The 16,695-nt window shown below is 66.3% G+C and carries 10 protein-coding genes; 7 read left to right on the plus strand and 3 right to left on the minus strand.

What is annotated here, in order from left to right; translation table 11 throughout:
* Positions 1–428: 428 nt before the first annotated feature.
* The gene (locus tag BCEP18194_RS03190) at positions 429–4,784 is read right to left on the minus strand and encodes a YadA-like family protein (protein WP_011349858.1); all 4,356 of its coding nucleotides are present in this window, start codon (positions 4,782–4,784) and stop codon (positions 429–431) included.
* 1,135 nt (positions 4,785–5,919) lie between these two features.
* Between BCEP18194_RS03190 and BCEP18194_RS03195 the strand changes: the two genes are divergently transcribed.
* Entirely contained in the window at positions 5,920–6,726 is an 807-nt protein-coding gene (locus tag BCEP18194_RS03195; RefSeq protein ID WP_011349860.1) for a response regulator transcription factor, read from the plus strand.
* 21 nt (positions 6,727–6,747) lie between these two features.
* Here BCEP18194_RS03195 and BCEP18194_RS03200 read toward each other — a convergent pair whose 3' ends face one another.
* Positions 6,748–8,937: a TonB-dependent siderophore receptor gene (locus BCEP18194_RS03200; protein WP_011349861.1), complete on the minus strand. Its 2,190-nt coding sequence runs from the start codon at positions 8,935–8,937 to the stop codon at positions 6,748–6,750.
* A gap of 440 nt (positions 8,938–9,377) precedes the next feature.
* Between BCEP18194_RS03200 and BCEP18194_RS03205 the strand changes: the two genes are divergently transcribed.
* A complete protein-coding gene (locus BCEP18194_RS03205; protein ID WP_011349862.1) occupies positions 9,378–10,349 on the plus strand; it encodes a mannuronate-specific alginate lyase in 972 nt (323 codons plus the stop codon).
* Between the two features lie 16 nt (positions 10,350–10,365).
* Here the strand turns inward: BCEP18194_RS03205 and BCEP18194_RS03210 are convergent, their stop codons facing one another.
* Positions 10,366–11,391, minus strand: a complete 1,026-nt coding sequence (locus BCEP18194_RS03210) for an AraC family transcriptional regulator (RefSeq protein ID WP_041492469.1) — start codon at positions 11,389–11,391, stop codon at positions 10,366–10,368.
* Between the two features lie 351 nt (positions 11,392–11,742).
* Here BCEP18194_RS03210 and BCEP18194_RS03215 point away from each other — a divergent pair, with 351 nt between their 5' ends.
* From BCEP18194_RS03215 to BCEP18194_RS03235, 5 genes are all read left to right on the plus strand, one after another.
* Positions 11,743–12,990 (plus strand): dienelactone hydrolase family protein, encoded by a 1,248-nt coding sequence (locus BCEP18194_RS03215; RefSeq protein WP_011349864.1) that lies wholly within the window; start codon positions 11,743–11,745, stop codon positions 12,988–12,990.
* A 40-nt stretch (positions 12,991–13,030) separates the two neighbouring features.
* Positions 13,031–13,819: an SDR family oxidoreductase gene (locus BCEP18194_RS03220; protein WP_011349865.1), complete on the plus strand. Its 789-nt coding sequence runs from the start codon at positions 13,031–13,033 to the stop codon at positions 13,817–13,819.
* 67 nt (positions 13,820–13,886) lie between these two features.
* On the plus strand, positions 13,887–15,125 hold the full coding sequence (locus tag BCEP18194_RS03225; protein WP_011349866.1) for a styrene monooxygenase/indole monooxygenase family protein: 1,239 nt from the start codon (positions 13,887–13,889) through the stop codon (positions 15,123–15,125).
* Positions 15,126–15,130: 5 nt separating this feature from the next.
* Positions 15,131–15,658 carry a flavin reductase family protein gene (locus tag BCEP18194_RS03230; RefSeq protein WP_011349867.1) on the plus strand — a complete coding sequence of 176 codons (528 nt, stop codon included), beginning with the start codon at positions 15,131–15,133 and terminating at the stop codon, positions 15,656–15,658.
* A 36-nt stretch (positions 15,659–15,694) separates the two neighbouring features.
* Complete coding sequence (locus tag BCEP18194_RS03235; RefSeq protein WP_011349868.1) at positions 15,695–16,651, plus strand: SphA family protein; 957 nt, start codon at positions 15,695–15,697, stop codon at positions 16,649–16,651.
* Positions 16,652–16,695: the final 44 nt, after the last annotated feature.

The following is a 16,695-nucleotide window of genomic DNA, read 5'->3' on the forward strand; positions in this document are numbered from 1 at the left end:
GACGATTATCACCACTATCGGCAAATAAATCATCCATCGACGGCGTTGGCGGGCGTCGTTTCCCGCCTTGGCGGTAACGCTTGAAATGCGCTGGCACCTGGCACAGGCCACTCGCTTTCTTTCATATGAATTACACAATCTGCCGGATCGCCAGTCACACTTACCGATTTGCCGTGGCCGGTTGCTGGAATCGATGGCTGTGTTCTGCCTGCTCCATCGTTCCGGTGTTTGCCGCGTGAGACGCGAGCGCAGTGCACGCGGTAAGCACTACCGGACACGCTCGGCGCAGCCACGTCGATCTTCGTGGCGAACCAAACGTCGATGGCCCGGGGGAGACGAATCCACCCCGGGCCACGGATTTCCCGCCAGTGCCGGACCTCACACCCCCTGCCCGGCCCCCACGGTCAATCGATGCTGCGCGGACGACGTCAGAACTGGTAACCCGCGCCCACCACCGCGCCGAAGTCCGAACGCGTGTTGCCCGTCACCGACGCCTTGACGACCCAGCGGTTGCTTTCCGTCACGTACGAATAACCGGCGGCGAAACCCTGCTGGCCGTGATAGTTCGACGTCGCCGCCGAGACCATCGAGCGGCCCGCGCCCGTCGGTTGCGGCAGGCCGGCCACGGCCATTGCCGATGCCACGCCGCCGTACATGTCCTTCTTCAGGTCGTTGAACGAGTTGTACACCTGGCCGATGCGCTGGTCGGTGTAGCCCTTCGCCTGATTCGACGCGGCCGACAGGTTGTCGTTCAGCTGCTGCACGTTCACCGCATCGGTCGGCGCCGTGCCGGCCGCGACGTTCGTGACCTGGCGTTCGCTGCCCTTCGCACCCACCGAGAACGAATTATCTCGATCGGCAACGGAGCCCTGGCCGACCGCCACCGCGTTCTTGCCGGTCGCGGTTGCCGTCGAGCCGATCGAACCCGCATCGGCACGCGCGATCCACGTGGTGTTCGCATCGGTCGCCGCCGCGCGGATCTGGTCGTTGGCCGCCGCGTTCTTCAGCGCATTGTTGAACTGGCCCATGTTGACCGCGTCGTTCTCGTTCACGCCCGCCGCAACGCCGGTCAGCACGCGGTCGCCTGCCGTGCCGGAGAAGTTCACGCTGGACCCGCCGGTGTCCTTCCCGACCGTGATCGCGCCGTTCGGGTCCTGCTGTTGCACAAGGCCGGCCTTGCCGTTCGCGATGTTGGTCACGTTCCCCTGCAGGTTCGTGATGTCGGTCGTGTTCTTCGCGACCTGCTGGTTCGTCGCGTAGAGCTGCGAGCCGTTCACCGCGTCGGTGCTGGTTGCGCTGAGCGCACCTGCCTGCACGTTGGTGATGCGCGTGCCGCCGGCGCCGCCGAGCGTGATCGAGCTCTTCGAGCTGTCGTCATACTGCACCGCGAGCGCGCCGAGCTGGTTGAGACTCGACTGCACGCCCTTCAGCTGCTTCACGTTCACCGCGTCCGTATCGTCGGTGCCCGCGGCGACGTTCTTCAGCACGACCGCCGCATTCGTGTCGCCGCCGATCAGCGATACCGAATTCAGCCGATTGCCGTTCGTGTCGACATCGTACTTGACGACGTTCTTCACGGCCTCGCCCGCCTGGTTGGACACCTGCGTGATCTGCTGTTCGAGCGACGACTTCACGCCCGACAACTGGCCGCCGTTCACCGCGTCCGTGCTGCCCGCGGCGATGTTGCCGTCGGCCACGTTCGTCAGCTTCGTCGGTGCACCACCGCGCGCCGCGTTGTAGGCGCCGGCCTTCGGGTCAAACTGAAGCGCATCCTGCTGCAGCCCGGCAATCGCGGCCGTGTTGCCGGCGATGTTCGTTTCGGCATTGCCGATGCGCGTTTCGTGATTCTCGAGCGTCGTCGTGTTGCTGCCGACGCGACCGTCGAGGTTCGTGAGCGCGTCGCCGACGTTGTTGAACGAACCGCCGCCGACTTTATAGGCCGGCGCCGTGATCGAGCCGTCCGGATTCGCCGTTGCGCCACCGCCCAGCGCGGCTGCCGTACCGTCGGTCGCGCGGCGCAGTTGCGCGCCGTTCACCGCGTCCGTGCTGCCGGCCGCAACGTTGCCTTCCGCGACGTTGGTCAGGCGCACCGGGCTCGCGCCGTTGCCCCCGCCGAGCGAAACCTGTTTCTTGCTCGCGTCGTCGTACTTCACCGCGAGCGCGTCGAGCTGGCTCGTGCCGTCCTGAATCGCCGCGTTCAACTGGTCGACGTTGACCGCGTCCGTTCCGTTCTTGCCGGCCGCGACATTGCCGATGCGTTGCGGGCCGTTGCCGCCGTGGCTCGCATCGTAGGTGCCGAGGTTCGCGTTCCACTGGAGCGCGTCCTGCTGGAGCGCCGCGATGTTGCCCGTGTTCGTCGTCACCTGGTTGCCGAGCGTGGTCACGCTGTTGCTGACGTTCGTGATCGACTGGTTCAGCGTGTCGGTGGCCTTGCCGAGCTGGCCGACGTTCACGGCGTCGCCCGTCGCAACACCGTCCGCGACGTTGTGCAGCGCGACCGGCGACTGCGCACCCTTGCCGCCGAGCGTCACGCCGCTGTGCGCGTCATCGTCGTACTGCACCGCGTTCTTCGTCGCGTTGCCGATCTGGTTGTTGATCGACGTGCTGAGGCTGCCGAGCGTCGTGTTGATGTTGTTCGTCACGCTCGTGCTGAGCGACGACAGGCCGCCATTCAGTTGCCCGACGTTCACGGCATCGGTGTTCGCGACACCGGCCGCGACGTTGTGCAGCGTCGTGCCGTTCGTGCCGGCGAACGTCACCGAGTCGAATCCGCTCTGGCCGTCGTACTTCACGTTGCGTGCGTCGGCTGCCTTCAGGTCGCTGATATTGGTGGTCGCCGTGCTCAGCGACGTGTTGATGCTGGTGACGTTGCCCTGCAGGTTCGTGATGTTCGATGCTGCCGTCGAGATGGACGTCTGTAGCGGTGCGACGGTGCTCGTCAACTGACCGACGTTGACCGCATCGGTGTCGGCGACGCCGGCCGCGACGTTGCCGATGCGTTGCGGGCCATTGCCGCCGTGGCTCGCATCGTACGCACCGAGGTTCGTGTTCCACAGGAGCGCATCCTGCTGAAGCGCGGCGATGTTGCCCGTATTCGTCGTAACCTGGTTGCCGAGCGTCGTCACGCTGTTGCCGACATTCGTGATCGACTGGTTGAGCGTGTCGGTGGCCTTGCCGAGCTGGCCGACGTTCACGGCGTCGCCCGTCGCAACACCGTCCGCGACGTTGTGCAGCGCGACCGGTGACTGCGCGCCCTTGCCGCCGAGCGTCACGCCGCTGTGGGCATCGTCGTCGTACTGCACCGCGTTCTTCGTCGCATTGCCGATCTGGTTGTTGATCGACGTGCTCAGGCTGCCGAGCGTCGTGCTGATGTTGTTCGTCACGCTCGTGCTGAGCGACGACAGGCCGCCGGTCAGTTGCCCGACGTTCACGGCATCCGTGTTCGCGACACCGGCTGCGACGTTGTGCAGCGTCGTGCCGTTCGTGCCGGCGAACGTCACCGAGTCGAATCCGCTCTGGCCGTCGTACTTCACGTTGCGTGCGTCGGCCGCCTGCAGGTTGCTGATGTTCGTGGTCGCCGTGCTCAGCGACGTGTTGATGCCGGTGACGCTGGTCTGCAGGTTCGTGATGTTCGACGCGGCGGTCGAAATGGACGTCTGCAGCGGTGCGACGGTGCCCTTCAGCTGACCGACGTTGACCGCATCGGTGTCGGCGACACCGGCCGCGACGCCGTTGATCGTCGTGCCGTTGCTGCCGTCGAGTGCGATCGCCGCATGCGAATCGTCGGTGTATTTCACGACGTTCTTCGTTGCGGTCACGATGCTGGTGCTGAGGCTGTTGCCCACGTTGGTCACGCGCTGGTCGACGTTCGAGATCGTGGTCGACAGCGAATTGCCGACCGACGTCACGCGCGCGTCGACCGTGGCGATGCTCGTGCTGAGCGTGCCGTTCACGTTCTTCAACTGCTGGACGTTGACGGCGTCCGTATCGGCCGCGCCTGCCGCGACGTTCTTGAGCTGGCGTTCCTTGCCGATTGCGCCGAACGACACCGCACCGCCAACCGGCGCGGCCGTGCCGCCGAACACCGGCGTGCCGCCATTGTTCGCACCGGCGCTGCCCGAACCGATCGCCACCTGGTTGTTGTCGTTCGTCTGCGCGCCCGCGCCGATCGCCACGGATTGCGTGCCGCCGGCGCGCGTCTGGGTGGCCGCGTCATACGACGCGCCGGCCGACACGCCGTCGCTCGTCGTCGGGTTGGCGCCGCCGATCGCAACCGAGCGATCGCCGCTTGCCAGCGCCGAGTGGCCGAGTGCGATCGAGCTCGTGCCGCGTGCGTCCGCGACGTTGCCGACTGCCATCGAGAAGTCGCCGACCGCGGCCGACTGGCGGCCAATGGCGAGCGCCGTATTGCCTTGCGCGACGGCCACCGTGCCGATCGCCGTCGCCGAGTTCGCCAGCGCCTGCGCGCCGACGCCGACAGCAATCGAACCGCCGCTGCTGGTGCCGCCCTTGCTGGCCGCATTCGACTGGTCGCCGATCGCGATGCCGCTGGTACCGGCCCGGGCATTCGTTCCCATCGTGACGTTCGTCGAGCTCACCGCGGCGTAGGTCCCGCTCTTGGTCGACACGCACAGCGGGTTCGTGCCGTCGATGCACTGACCGCTCAGCGCGTTGTCCGGGTTGCCGCGGTCGACGAAATTGTCCGCATGCGCGGCGCCCGAGATCAGGACACCTGCACCCGTGAACATGGCGGCGGCAAGCGCCGAAATCTGCTTCCTCTTCATGGTCTTCTGCTCCGTTTTGTAGCGTTTGGTTTGAATACGGACTACTTACTTTTGTTGAAGACTTCAGCTGCGGTTACGATTGCGACTTCAGTGCGGAACCCGATTCCCATGCCCGGCCCGAGCGTGCCGAAGGCGACACGCATCGTCCGCCCGTAACGATGGGACGTTCGAAAGCCCGGGCACGCCGTTCGTGTGACGGCCCGTTCCGTTAATCCAGGTAATGCATTAGGAATGCATATCGTTCTATATGGGCGAATTCGCCCAACGACTGAATCCGGAGATTCAACCCGCCGTTATGGACACCCCTGATTTGATGTCGCGTCGACCGCGACCAACCCCGCTTCTTTTATTTCATCCACGGCAACCGGATTTGCGCTTGTGCGCGACGGACATGCGTTCGGAGTCACATCAATTGATGCCCTCGGACCCGAATCGCACAACGTCCGTCCCAACCCGCCGTGCCTTGTATTGCTCGGTGCGACCCTGCATTCAAAGTTCGGACGAATTATGAGACACGACCGAAAATTATTGAAGGCGACATTCTTTATAGATTGTAAAATTCAATATATTCAATGCGTTACGTTAAAAATTCGCATCTCGCAAACGATTTCTCGTCATTGAAATTAATGAGAATGTTTTGTCGGGCGGATAAAAGCTTTGCCGAGGCGGATTAAGGGTAAATGCCGGGAAGAAGTTTTTGCCAAAAACCCGCGCGATTGCGCGATTGTATGTGGCAGCGCAAATGAAAATGGCGGAAATGGACAGGCGCCGGCATGCCGCGCTGCAAACGAAAATCACAATACACGATGAAGAATCCAAAAAGCGAAATGAAGCAGATAGCGTCAATGCGTCTGGCACGAATCGAAATATGCCCCTACAATTCGGCTCGCATCGATACCGGCAGTCGCGCACTTTTCGGCGCGCGACAACGGAAACGCTCCACGCCAATACCGGATCAGTGATCAAAACAAGCCATGCCGGGTATGGCGCCGGCCGGTTGTCTGTCGCGTAGTTGGGCGAAATCCGAATATCGAAGCGTATGTGCGTCGCCATAGAGCGGCTTCCGACGATTATTCCGAACCGGGCCGGCCACCCGCAGGAACGCAGCCAGCAGCCATTCCAGAACAGGTGCACGATGCATCCATCGATCTCCGCATTGGGCGACGCCCATATCCTGATCGTCGACGATCAGCCCGACCAGCTTCGCTTGCTGATCGACATCCTGCGCGGCACGGGCTGCCGGATCAGCATTGCATCCGACGGGCTGCAAGCGTGCCAGCGCGCGCAGGCGCTCACGCCCGACCTGATCCTGATGGATGTCCGCATGCCGCGCATGGACGGCTTCACCGCGTGCCGGCTGCTTGCCGCCGATCCGCTGACGTGTGCGATTCCGGTGATCTTCCTGACCGTGGCCGGCGCCTTGCACGAACGCCTCGAGGGATTCGAAATCGGCTGCGTCGACTATGTGGTGAAGCCGTTCGAGCCCGCCGAAGTGCTCGCGCGGATTCGCGTGCAGATCGCGCGGGAGAAGCGCGAGCGGCCCGTCGACATGGAAAGCCCGTTCGTGGCCGGCAAGGACGACGACATCATCGTGCGCGCGGCCATCCGCCACCTGGCACGGACGCTGAACGATCCGCCCACGGTGGAGCAGCTGGCCCGCGCGGTCGGCACCCACGAAAAGCGGCTGTCACGCGCGTTTCGCGACAATCTCGGCCAGACGGTGTTCGAGTACCTGCGGCACGAGCGGCTGCGGATCGCGCAGGATCTGCTGGATTCGACGTCGCTCAGCATTGCCAGCATCGCGAAGGAAATCGGCTTTTCCACGCCGGCGAATTTCGCGACCGCCTTCCGCGAACGTTTCGGCCTCACGCCGACCGAGTGGCGACGCCAGCGTCACGCCGGTGAACGCACCGCGCGTCGGGAACCGCAACGCGACGCGTAGGACCGTGCCGCGCATGCGCGGTTACCAGTTGTATTTCGCGGTGGCCAGCACGGTCCGCTCGTTGCCGAACACGCAGACGGCGTACGACTGGCAGCCGCTGACGTAGCTCCGGTCGAACAGGTTCGCGACATTCAGCGCGAACCGCCAGTGCGGCATCTCGTAGTGCAGCGCCAGATCGACCAGCGTCACGCTCGGCACGGTCAGCGAGTTGTCGGGCGCGCCGGCCGACGCGCTCTGGTAGCGCACGCCGCCGCCGATCCCGAGGCCCGACAGCGCACCCGTGCGCCAGGTCCAGTCGGCCCACATCGACGCCATCTGCCGCGGCAGCGGCACCGACACCGGCCAGTTGTTCAGCGACGCGTCGTTCGCCTGCACGTTCTTGACGTCCTGATACACATACGACGCGACGACCGACAGCTCGCGGGTGACCTTGCCGACCGCGCTCAGCTCGATCCCGCGCGAGCGCACCTTGCCGGTCTGCACCGACGTCGTGCCGGTCGGGTCGAGATTCACCGGTGTCGGCGTCACGACGTTGGTCTGGTCGATCTGGTAGACGGCCGCGCTCAGCATCAGGTTCTTGCCGGGCGGCTGCCAGCGCAGTCCGGCTTCCGTCTGCTTGCCACGCGTCGGTTTAGGCAAGCCGCCGCCGAACATCCTGACGCCAATCACGGGATCGAACGACGTCGAATAGCTCAGGTACGGCGACAGCCCGGCGTCGCCCTGATAGGTGAGCCCGACGCGCCCGGAGAACGCACTGACGTCCTGCTGCGCCTGCGTGCCGGCCGTCCGGTCGTCGAACCGTGCATTGACGAAATCCTCGCGGCCGCCGAGCGTCAGCGTCCAGCGCTTCCAGCGGATCTGGTCCTGCGCGTACACGCCGAACGCGTTCATCGCCGTGTACTGGTCGACGTGGCCGAGCGACGTCGGGCCGGAGAAAATCGCATCCGTGACGGGCCGGTAGACGGGGTGATACAGGTTGAGCGACGGCGCCAGCGCGAGCCACACGCTGTTGGTCGTCGTCTGCCGGTCGTATTGCACGCCGAGCAGCAGCGTATGTTCGAGCGGCCCCGTGCCGAAGCGCGCCTGCGCGTGGTTGTCGATATCGAGCCGGCTGTAGTTGAGCTGGAACAGCCCCGCGAAACGCATCATGTTGGTGGTACTGCGGGGCACGAGGCCGATGCCGAACACCGTCGCGTCGTCGAGCGACAGGTGCGACCAGCGCACGTCCTGGTGCAGCGACCAGATCGCATTCACGCGGTGCTCCAGCGCGTAGCCGAGCGACCACTGCTTCTTCCGGTAGTCGTTGAACCCGGGGGCGCCCATGTAGATGTCCTGCGACAGCCGGCCGTTCGGGTTCGGCAACACCGTGCCCGACGCGGGCAGGAAGTTCGACGAAATATCGCCGCTGTCCTGCAGGAACGTCGCCGAGAGCGTCAGTGACGTGTCGGCGTTCGGCCGCCAGCGGAACGACGGCGCCAGCGCGACGCGCCGGTCACCGTTCGGGCCGGTGACCGCGTTGCCGTCGCGGGCGACGCCGACGAAGCGGTAGGCATAGCGGCCGTCCGGATCGAGCGTATCGCCGACGTCGACCATGAATTGCTTGCGTGCGTCATTGCCGATCTGCACGCCGGCTTCGCGGACGCGCTCGCCGTCGGCGAGCTTCGTGTGTGCGTCGACGATCGCGCCGGGCTCGCCCGCGCCGTACAGCACCGACGTCGGCCCGCGCAGCACGGCGATCGAGTCGATCGTGTACGGGTCGACGCGCCAGTTCGCAATGACGGCGGTATTCGGCGCGGCCACGCCGTCGACGTACAGCGTCGGCGTGAAGCCGCGCAGCGCCGCGTACCAGTCGGTGCGGCTGTCGGCGCCGAACGTCGCGAATCCCGGCACGTAGCGCAGCGCCTGGTTCAGGTCGGCCGCGCCGGTCATCTCGATCTGCTGCGCGGTCACGAGATTGATCGTTTGCGGGATCTCGGCCACCGGCGTGTCGGTCTTCGTGCCGGCCGTGGTGCGCAGCCCGACGAGCCCGCTCGACGCGCCGTCGGCCTTCCCCGTCACGTCGATGGTCGGCAGTACGGCCGCCGCCGCGCCGGCCGGCGGCGTGGCGGCCGCGCCCGATGCCTGCGCGTGCGCGCCGCCCGTTGCCGCCGCGACCAGCGCGCTCCCGGCGGCGATCGCCCTCGCGCGTCGCGCCGTACCCGTCCTTACCATCGTTCCTTGCTCCGTCGTGCTGGTGGCCGATTCGGCCTGATCGCGGCGCGACGCATCGTCGGCGTCCGCCCTGTGTTGTCTTCTTTGCGATGCGGATTGCGCGCGAGTCGGCATGCACTGGCCCATGGCGTCGGTCGCGAGCGCAGCGATGATACCGGGCGAACATAGCGCAGTCTTTAAAAAAGTGCGTTGGCGTTCGGCGCGTGGAAGGCGGAGCCGGTTCGGCATCGATCCAGACGGCTTGCGCGAGGCAAGGCGGATGAAAGACCGGAGCGCTAGACTGCGTGCGCCGCGGGAAGCGGTCGCGAGCCGCACGGCCCCGCGCGCGTCACCGGGATGCGTCGTGCTTTGCCGGCCGCACGGGTCCGGCGCCGCGATGTTGTCCGCCCCCAAGGTTCGGCTTCCGTGTTTGTCACGCCACCGTCACGACCGAGGACCGTATGCCCCGCCTGCCGATTCGACCGCTGTGCGCCGCGTTGCTCGCCGTGAGCGCGCTCCTGTGCGCCATGCCGCCGGCCCGCGCCTGCGACATCCCGGCGGCCGTCACGACGATCGATCCGCCCGGCTACTATGACGACGACGCCGGCTATGCACGCGCGGTCAAGCCGATGCGCGATTTCATTGCGCGGCTCAATGCGTCGGCTAACAAAGGTGACTGGTCGTGCGCGGTGAGCCTGCTGGAAAGCTGGGCGCGGGCCGATGCGCTGATGGGCCCGATTACCGGTTATCAGGGCGACTACGAGCGGTCGTGGGCCGGCACCGACTTCGCGATGGTGATCCTGCGCATGCCGCGCGACGTCCGCGATGCGAATCGCGCACGGTTCGACGCGATCGATCCGTGGCTCGAACGCATCGCGATCGCCACCCGCGATGCGGCAGCGATCAATCATTTGCACAACAACCTCGTGTACTGGGCCGGACTCGACCTGATCGCGATCGGCACCGTGACCGGCAACACGAGCCTCGTCGACTCGGGGCTGCTGCGGGTTCGCGAAGGCATCCGCGACATCGGCCCCGACGGTTCGCTTGCGCGGGAAGTCAAGCGCGGCGACCGCGCGCTGCACTATCACACGTTCGCGCTGCTCCCGCTCGTGTTCGCGGCGGAACTCGTGCAGCGGCGCCATATCGATCTCTATCGGGAAAGCGACGGCGCAATCGGCCGCCTGGCGAACCTCGTCATCGATGCCGTGGACAATCCCGCCAGCTTCACGGCCATCACGCCGGTCAGGCAGGACCTGTTTCCGTGGACGTTCCGCGATGAACTGAGCTGGGTCGAGCCGTACTACGCGCGCTTTCACGACGCTCGCCTGCCGGCGATCATCGCATCGCGCCGCCCGTTCACCGAATGGCGGCTCGGCGGGGATGTGACGGCAGTCTGGGGCGCGCCGCTGCCGCAGAGAATCGGCGAGTGAGCTGCCGCCTGAGCCGCTAGCCGCGCACGCGCCGCATCCTGAGCGTCGCCGACGGCGACTCGCCGAACGCCCGCTTGTACTCGATCGCGAATCGCCCGAGGTGCGCGAAACCCCATTTCAGCGCGATATCCGTCACCGACGCGTGCCCCGGCGACGCGTCGGCCAGCAGTTCCTCGCGCACATGTTGCAGCCGCAACTGCCGCACGAAACCCATCGGCGTGATCCCGTGGCGATGGCGGAAGCCGGCGAACAGCGTGCTCGGGCTGACGCCGGCGAGTTCGGCGAGCCGTTCGATCGTCAGCGGCTCGTCGAGATGGGCGCGGATGTAGTCCTCGACGCGCCGCACATAGAACGGCGCGAGCGCCACCGGCAGGTGCCGCGTGCCGTTGCGCGCGCTGTTCGGGTGGCCGTGCAGCAGCAGGTTGAGCAGTGTCGATTCGAGCGGCTCGAACGCGAGCGGGTGACGCAGCGGATGCGCATCCGTCGCGATCGCGCCGGCGAGGATCGGCAGCATCTGCGCCAGACACGTCCCCTGCGACGACGACAGGCTGAATTCCGGCTCGAATTCGACCGGCGCGCGCCGGTCGTCGCCGAAATGCCGCTGCGCGTGGCGCTCCATCACTTCGCGCTCGATGCGCAGGATGACCTGCGGGCACGCGTCGCCCCAACGCATCTTCAGCGGCAGCGTCGGCGAGATCAACGACGCGGTGCCCGGCGACGACACGAAACGCGCGGAGCCGCACTCGATCTCCGCATCGCCGCGCAGCGGGATCTGCAACAGGAAGAAGTGCTCGAGCGGCCCGGGCTCGATGCTGACGCCACCGCCATAATCGAGCAGGTTCAACGACAGGTTGCCCCAGCGTGCATGGTGCATGCAGCTGTGCAACGCGCGCGATTCGCCTGTCGGCGTGAGCCGGTGCGGCTTGAAGACGTCGGCGACGCGTGCGCGAACCTCGTCGACATCGTTCGACTGCAGCAGCAGGTTGTCGTGATTGAAACAGGCCGTGTCCGGCAGCCAGCCTGTTCCGGAAAATTGCGCCATCGATGTTCTCCCGTCATGCTCGATTGCACTCGCGCCGTGCATGCGTTCCCGGTAGGGGGCATTCGCCGCACGATCCGGATAGCGCCCGGAGTATCCGGACAGTCCGGCCGCCAAAGCACGCAAGTCCCGCGCAACTGACGCAAGAAGCGGACCGTTCGCGCATCGTAGAAAACTGTGCGGGGCTTCCGCATCCGCACATACCCGCAGTCAGCCGCGCGCCTGCCCACGCGCGGCGGCCGGTGCAACAGGTTTCCGGAATTCGCGGATACCGGCCGAAGAAAGCGGATAGAAACGCCCATTTCGTCCGCCAATACTGGGCTCGTCGCAGCAATGAACTGAATGGAGGGACACATGCAAGGACGTCACATCGAGATTCCGTCGCCGGACGGCGGCACGTTTCGCGCGTACCTGAGCACGCCGGCCGCCGGCAAGGGGCCCGGCATCGTGCTGTGCCACGAGATCTTCGGCGCGAACGCGACGATGCGGGAGGCCGCGGACTACTACGCGGAGGAAGGCTATACGGTGCTCGTGCCCGACCTGTTCTGGCGCCAGGCGCCGGGAGTCGAACTCGGTTACACAGCGACCGACATGGAACGCGCGATGGCCCTTTACCGCGAATACGACGAGAACAAGGGCGTCGAGGATGTCGGCGCTGCACTGGACGCACTCAAGCAGTTACCGGCATGCACGGGCGAAGCCGGCGTGCTCGGCTACTGCCTCGGCGGCAAGCTCGCCTATCTCGCCGCGTGCCGGCTGCCTGGCGTGGCCGCAGCGGTCAGCTACTACGGCGTGGGCATCGAGCAGGCGCTCGACGAGGCGTCGCATCTGCACGGCCGGCTCGTGCTGCAGATCGCGGGGCAGGACCGCTTCTGCCCGCCCGACGCGCAGCAGCGCATTGCCGACGCGCTCGCCGGGCGCGACGGCGTCGAAGTGTATATGTATCCGGGCGTCGATCACGCGTTCGCGCGCATCGGCGGCGATCATTTCGACAAGGCCGCCGCGATCATGGCCCACCAGCGCGCGATTGCCGCTTTCCGCGCCGCGCTCGGCCCGCGCTACGACCTGTCCACGCTGTGGGAAGCGCACCTCAAGCACGAATTCGACACGCGTAACGTCGATGCAACAATGGCGACGATGGTTGCCGAACCGTACGTCAATCACATTCCGACGCTGACGGGCGGCGTGGGCTACGACGCGCTCAAGCGCTTCTACACGCATCACTTCGTGCATGCGAATCCGCCGGACACGACGATTACGCCGATCTCGCGCACGATCGGCGCGAGCCAGATCGTCGACGAGCTGCTGTTCTGCTTCACGCACACCACCGAGATCGACTGGATGCTGCCGGGCGTCGCGCCGACCGGCAAGCGCGTCGAGATTCCGCTCGTCGCGATCGTCAAGTTTCGCGGCGACAAGCTCTATCACGAGCACATCTACTGGGATCAGGCGAGCGTGCTCGTGCAGATCGGCCTGCTCGACCCGGCCGGCCTGCCGGTCGCGGGCGTCGAAACGGCCCGCAAGCTGCTCGACGAAACCGTGCCGTCGAACGGCCTGATGCGCCGCTGGCAGGACAGCGAGCCGTCGTCGGGTACGCATTGACGCGGCCCTTCCCTCACAAAACGATTCCCGGAGACACCCCATGACTGCCCTTGCTGGCAAAGTCGCGATCGTCACCGGCGGCGCCACGCTGATCGGCGCCGCGGTCGCGCAGGACCTGAACCGCGCCGGTGCGTGCGTCGCGATCCTCGATCTCGATGTGGAGAACGGCACGCGCGTGGCCGATTCGCTCGGCGAACGGGCGATGTTCGTCGCGCTCGACATCACCGACGATCGCGCGATCGAGCATGCAGTCGCGGCGATCGTCGAGCGGTTCGGCGCGATCGACGTGCTCGTCAACCTCGCGTGCAGCTACGTCGACAACGGCATCCAGGCGACCCGCAACGACTGGCTCGCCGCGATGGACGTCAACGTCGTGTCGGCGGCGATGCTCGCGAAGGCCGTGCATCCGCATCTGGTGCGACGCGGCGGCGGCGCGATCGTGAACTTCAGCTCGATCTCGGCCCAATGCGCGCAAACCGGCCGCTGGCTGTACCCGACCTCCAAGGCGGCGATCCGCCAGCTCACGCGCAGCATGGCGATGGATCTCGCGCCCGACCGCATTCGCGTCAACTCGGTGTCGCCGGGCTGGACCTGGTCGCGCGTGATGGACGAGATGACCCACGGCGATCGCGCAAAGACCGATCGTGTGGCCGCGCCGTTCCACCTGCTCGGCCGCGTCGGCGATCCGTCCGAGGTCGCGCAGGTTGTGACGTTCCTGTGCAGCGACGCGGCGAGCTTCGTGACGGGCGCCGACTACGCGGTGGATGGCGGCTATGCCGCGATGGGCCCCGAACAGGCGGTGCCGGCCATTCCGCGTCTGGCGGAGTGACCGCTCCCCGCCGCCGCTTTCCCCACCTCTTCTCACGGCCGGTAGCCGGCCAACCCAGGACCTATCCATGAGACGCATCGCCATCGTCGGCGCGGGCCAGTCCGGCCTGCAACTCGCCTTCGCCCTGCTCGACCAGGGCTACCACGTCACGCTCGCGACCAACCGCGACGCCGAGCAGATCCGCACGGGCAAGGTCATGTCGAGCCAGTGCATGTTCCACACGTCATTGCAGATCGAGCGCGACCTCGGCCTGAACACCTGGGAGGAAGCGTGCCCGTCCGTCGAAGGGATCGGCATCGCGGTGCCGCATCCGGACGGCAACGGCCGCAAAGTGATCGACTGGCAGTCGCGGCTCACCCGCTATGCGCAGTCGGTCGACCAGCGCGTCAAAATGGCCGACTGGCTCGACGGCGTGCGACGCCGTGGCGCGGACGTGCGCATTGCCGACATCGGTGTGCCCGAACTCGAGGAACTGGCGCGCAGCCACGACCTCGTGCTGCTCGCGGCCGGCAAGGGCGAGATCGTCAACCTGCTCGGCCGCGACGAAGCACGCAGCGCGTTCGACCGCCCGCAACGCGCACTGGCCCTCACGTATGTGAAAGGGATGACGCCGAGCCAGCCGTATTCGCGGGTGCGCTTCAACCTGCTGCCCGGCATCGGCGAGTATTTCGTGTTCCCCGCGCTGACCACGACGGGCCCGTGCGAAATCATGGTGTTCGAAGGCATTCCGGGCGGCCCGCTCGACTGCTGGGCCGACGTGAAGACGCCCGAGCAGCACCTGGACCGCAGCCTGTCGTTCCTGCAGCAGTATGTGCCGTGGGAATTCGAACGCTGCCGCGACGTCGAGCTCACCGATCCGAACGGCACGCTGGCCGGGCGCTTCGCGCCAACCGTGCGCAAGCCGTTCTTCCGGCTGCCGTCGGGCCGCACTGTATTCGGGATGGCCGATGCGGTGGTCGTCAACGATCCGATCACCGGCCAGGGATCGAACAACGCCGCGAAATGCGCGAAGGCCTATTTCGACGCGATCGTCGCGCGCGATGCCGCACCGTTCGGCGAAGACTGGATGCAGCAGACGTTCGAAGGTTACTGGGCGTATGCGCAGCATGTCGTGCGCTGGACCAATTCGTTGCTCACGCCACCGCCGCCGCACATCCTCGAACTGCTCGGCGCGGCCGGTCAGTTCCATTCGCTCGCCGCGGCGATCGTCGACGGCTTCGACGATCCGCGCCGCTTCTCGCCGTGGTGGTTCGAGCCGTCGGCCTGCGCGGCGACGATCCGCGAACACAGCGCGCGCGCGGAGTGACCGGCATGGAAACGACCGCTACCGATCGACCGGCCCTCGACCCGATGCAGTTGCGCGCCGCGTTCGGGCAATTCCCGACCGGCGTGACCGTGATCACCACGTGCGCGCCCGACGGCCGCAAGGTGGGCCTCACCGCCAATTCGTTCTCGTCGCTATCGCTCGATCCGCCGCTCGTGCTGTGGAGCCTGCGCAAGGTCGCGCCGAGCCGCCCGGATTTCGTCGCGGCCACCCATTTCGCGATCAACATCCTCGCGCACGACCAGATCGAGCTGTCGCGCCGCTTCGCGACGCCCAGCGCCGACAAGTTCGACGGCGTGCTTCACGTGGATTCGGAGACCGGCGGCGTGCCCTGCCTCGACGGCGCAAGCGCGCGCTTCGTGTGTCGCAACGTCGGCCATTACGAAGGCGGCGATCACCTGCTCTTCATCGGCCAGATCGAACAGTTCGACGCGTTCGGAAAGGCACCGCTGGTGTTCCATGCCGGCCAGTATCGCGCGATCGCCGACCATCCCGATCTCTTTCGCACCATTTGATTAGTTATACAAATAAATATCCAGGAGGTGGTGAACATGAAACTCGGCTCTCGCGTGCTCGTTGTCGCAGGCCTCACGATCGCCGGCATGGCCGCAAGCGCGCCGGCCGGCGCGACCGACCTGCCGGCGGTCAACCTCGGCATGACCAGCTTCCTCGACGGGATGCCGCCGGCCGGCTCCGGCTGGTACGGCACGCAGTACCTGCAGTACTACACGGCGGGCCGCGTCAACGACAATGCGGGCAACAAGGTCGGGCTGCCGAAGCAGGACATCGACCTGTTCGCGGGGCTGAGCCAGCTCGTCTACCAGTCGCCGCTGACGTTCGCGGGCATGCATCCCGGCCTCGACGTGATCCTGCCGTGGATCGCGTCCGCTCGGACCGACGACGGCATCGGCAACGTCGCGCTGAATGCACGCGCCGGCTTCGGCGACCTGCTGATCGGCCCGTTCATCCAGTTCGACCCGGTGATGGGCGCGCAAGGCCCGCGCTTCGCGCAGCGTGTGGAATTCCAGTTCATCGCGCCGACCGGCGCGTACGACCCGTCGCGCGCGATCAATCCGGGCAGCCATTTCTGGTCGTTCGACCCGTACTGGGCGGCGACGCTGTGGCTCACGCCCAAGTGGACCGTGTCGTGGCGGCTGCATTATTTGTGGAACGCGACCAACCACCAGCCGGCCACGTCGCTCGGCCCGGACGCGACGTCCACGCAGGCCGGCCAGGCGATCCACGCGAACTTCGCAACCGAGTACGAAGTGCGCCCCGGCCTGCGGCTCGGGCTCAACGGCTACTGGCTGCGCCAGACCACCGACATGAAGGAAAACGGGCAGGACGTTCCCGGCACGCGGGAAGCCGTGTTCGCGACCGGCCCCGGGGCCATGTATAGCTTCTCGCCGCAGGATCACCTGATGTTCAACGCGTACTTCGAGACCTATGCGCGCAACCGTCCGCAGGGCACGCGGATGGTGTTGCGCTACGTGCATCACTTTCAGTGACGGCCTCGGCCCGCTGAACGGGCCCGATCGCAATCGTCGGACGA

Source organism: Burkholderia lata (genome assembly GCF_000012945.1).
Lineage (GTDB): Bacteria > Pseudomonadota > Gammaproteobacteria > Burkholderiales > Burkholderiaceae > Burkholderia > Burkholderia lata.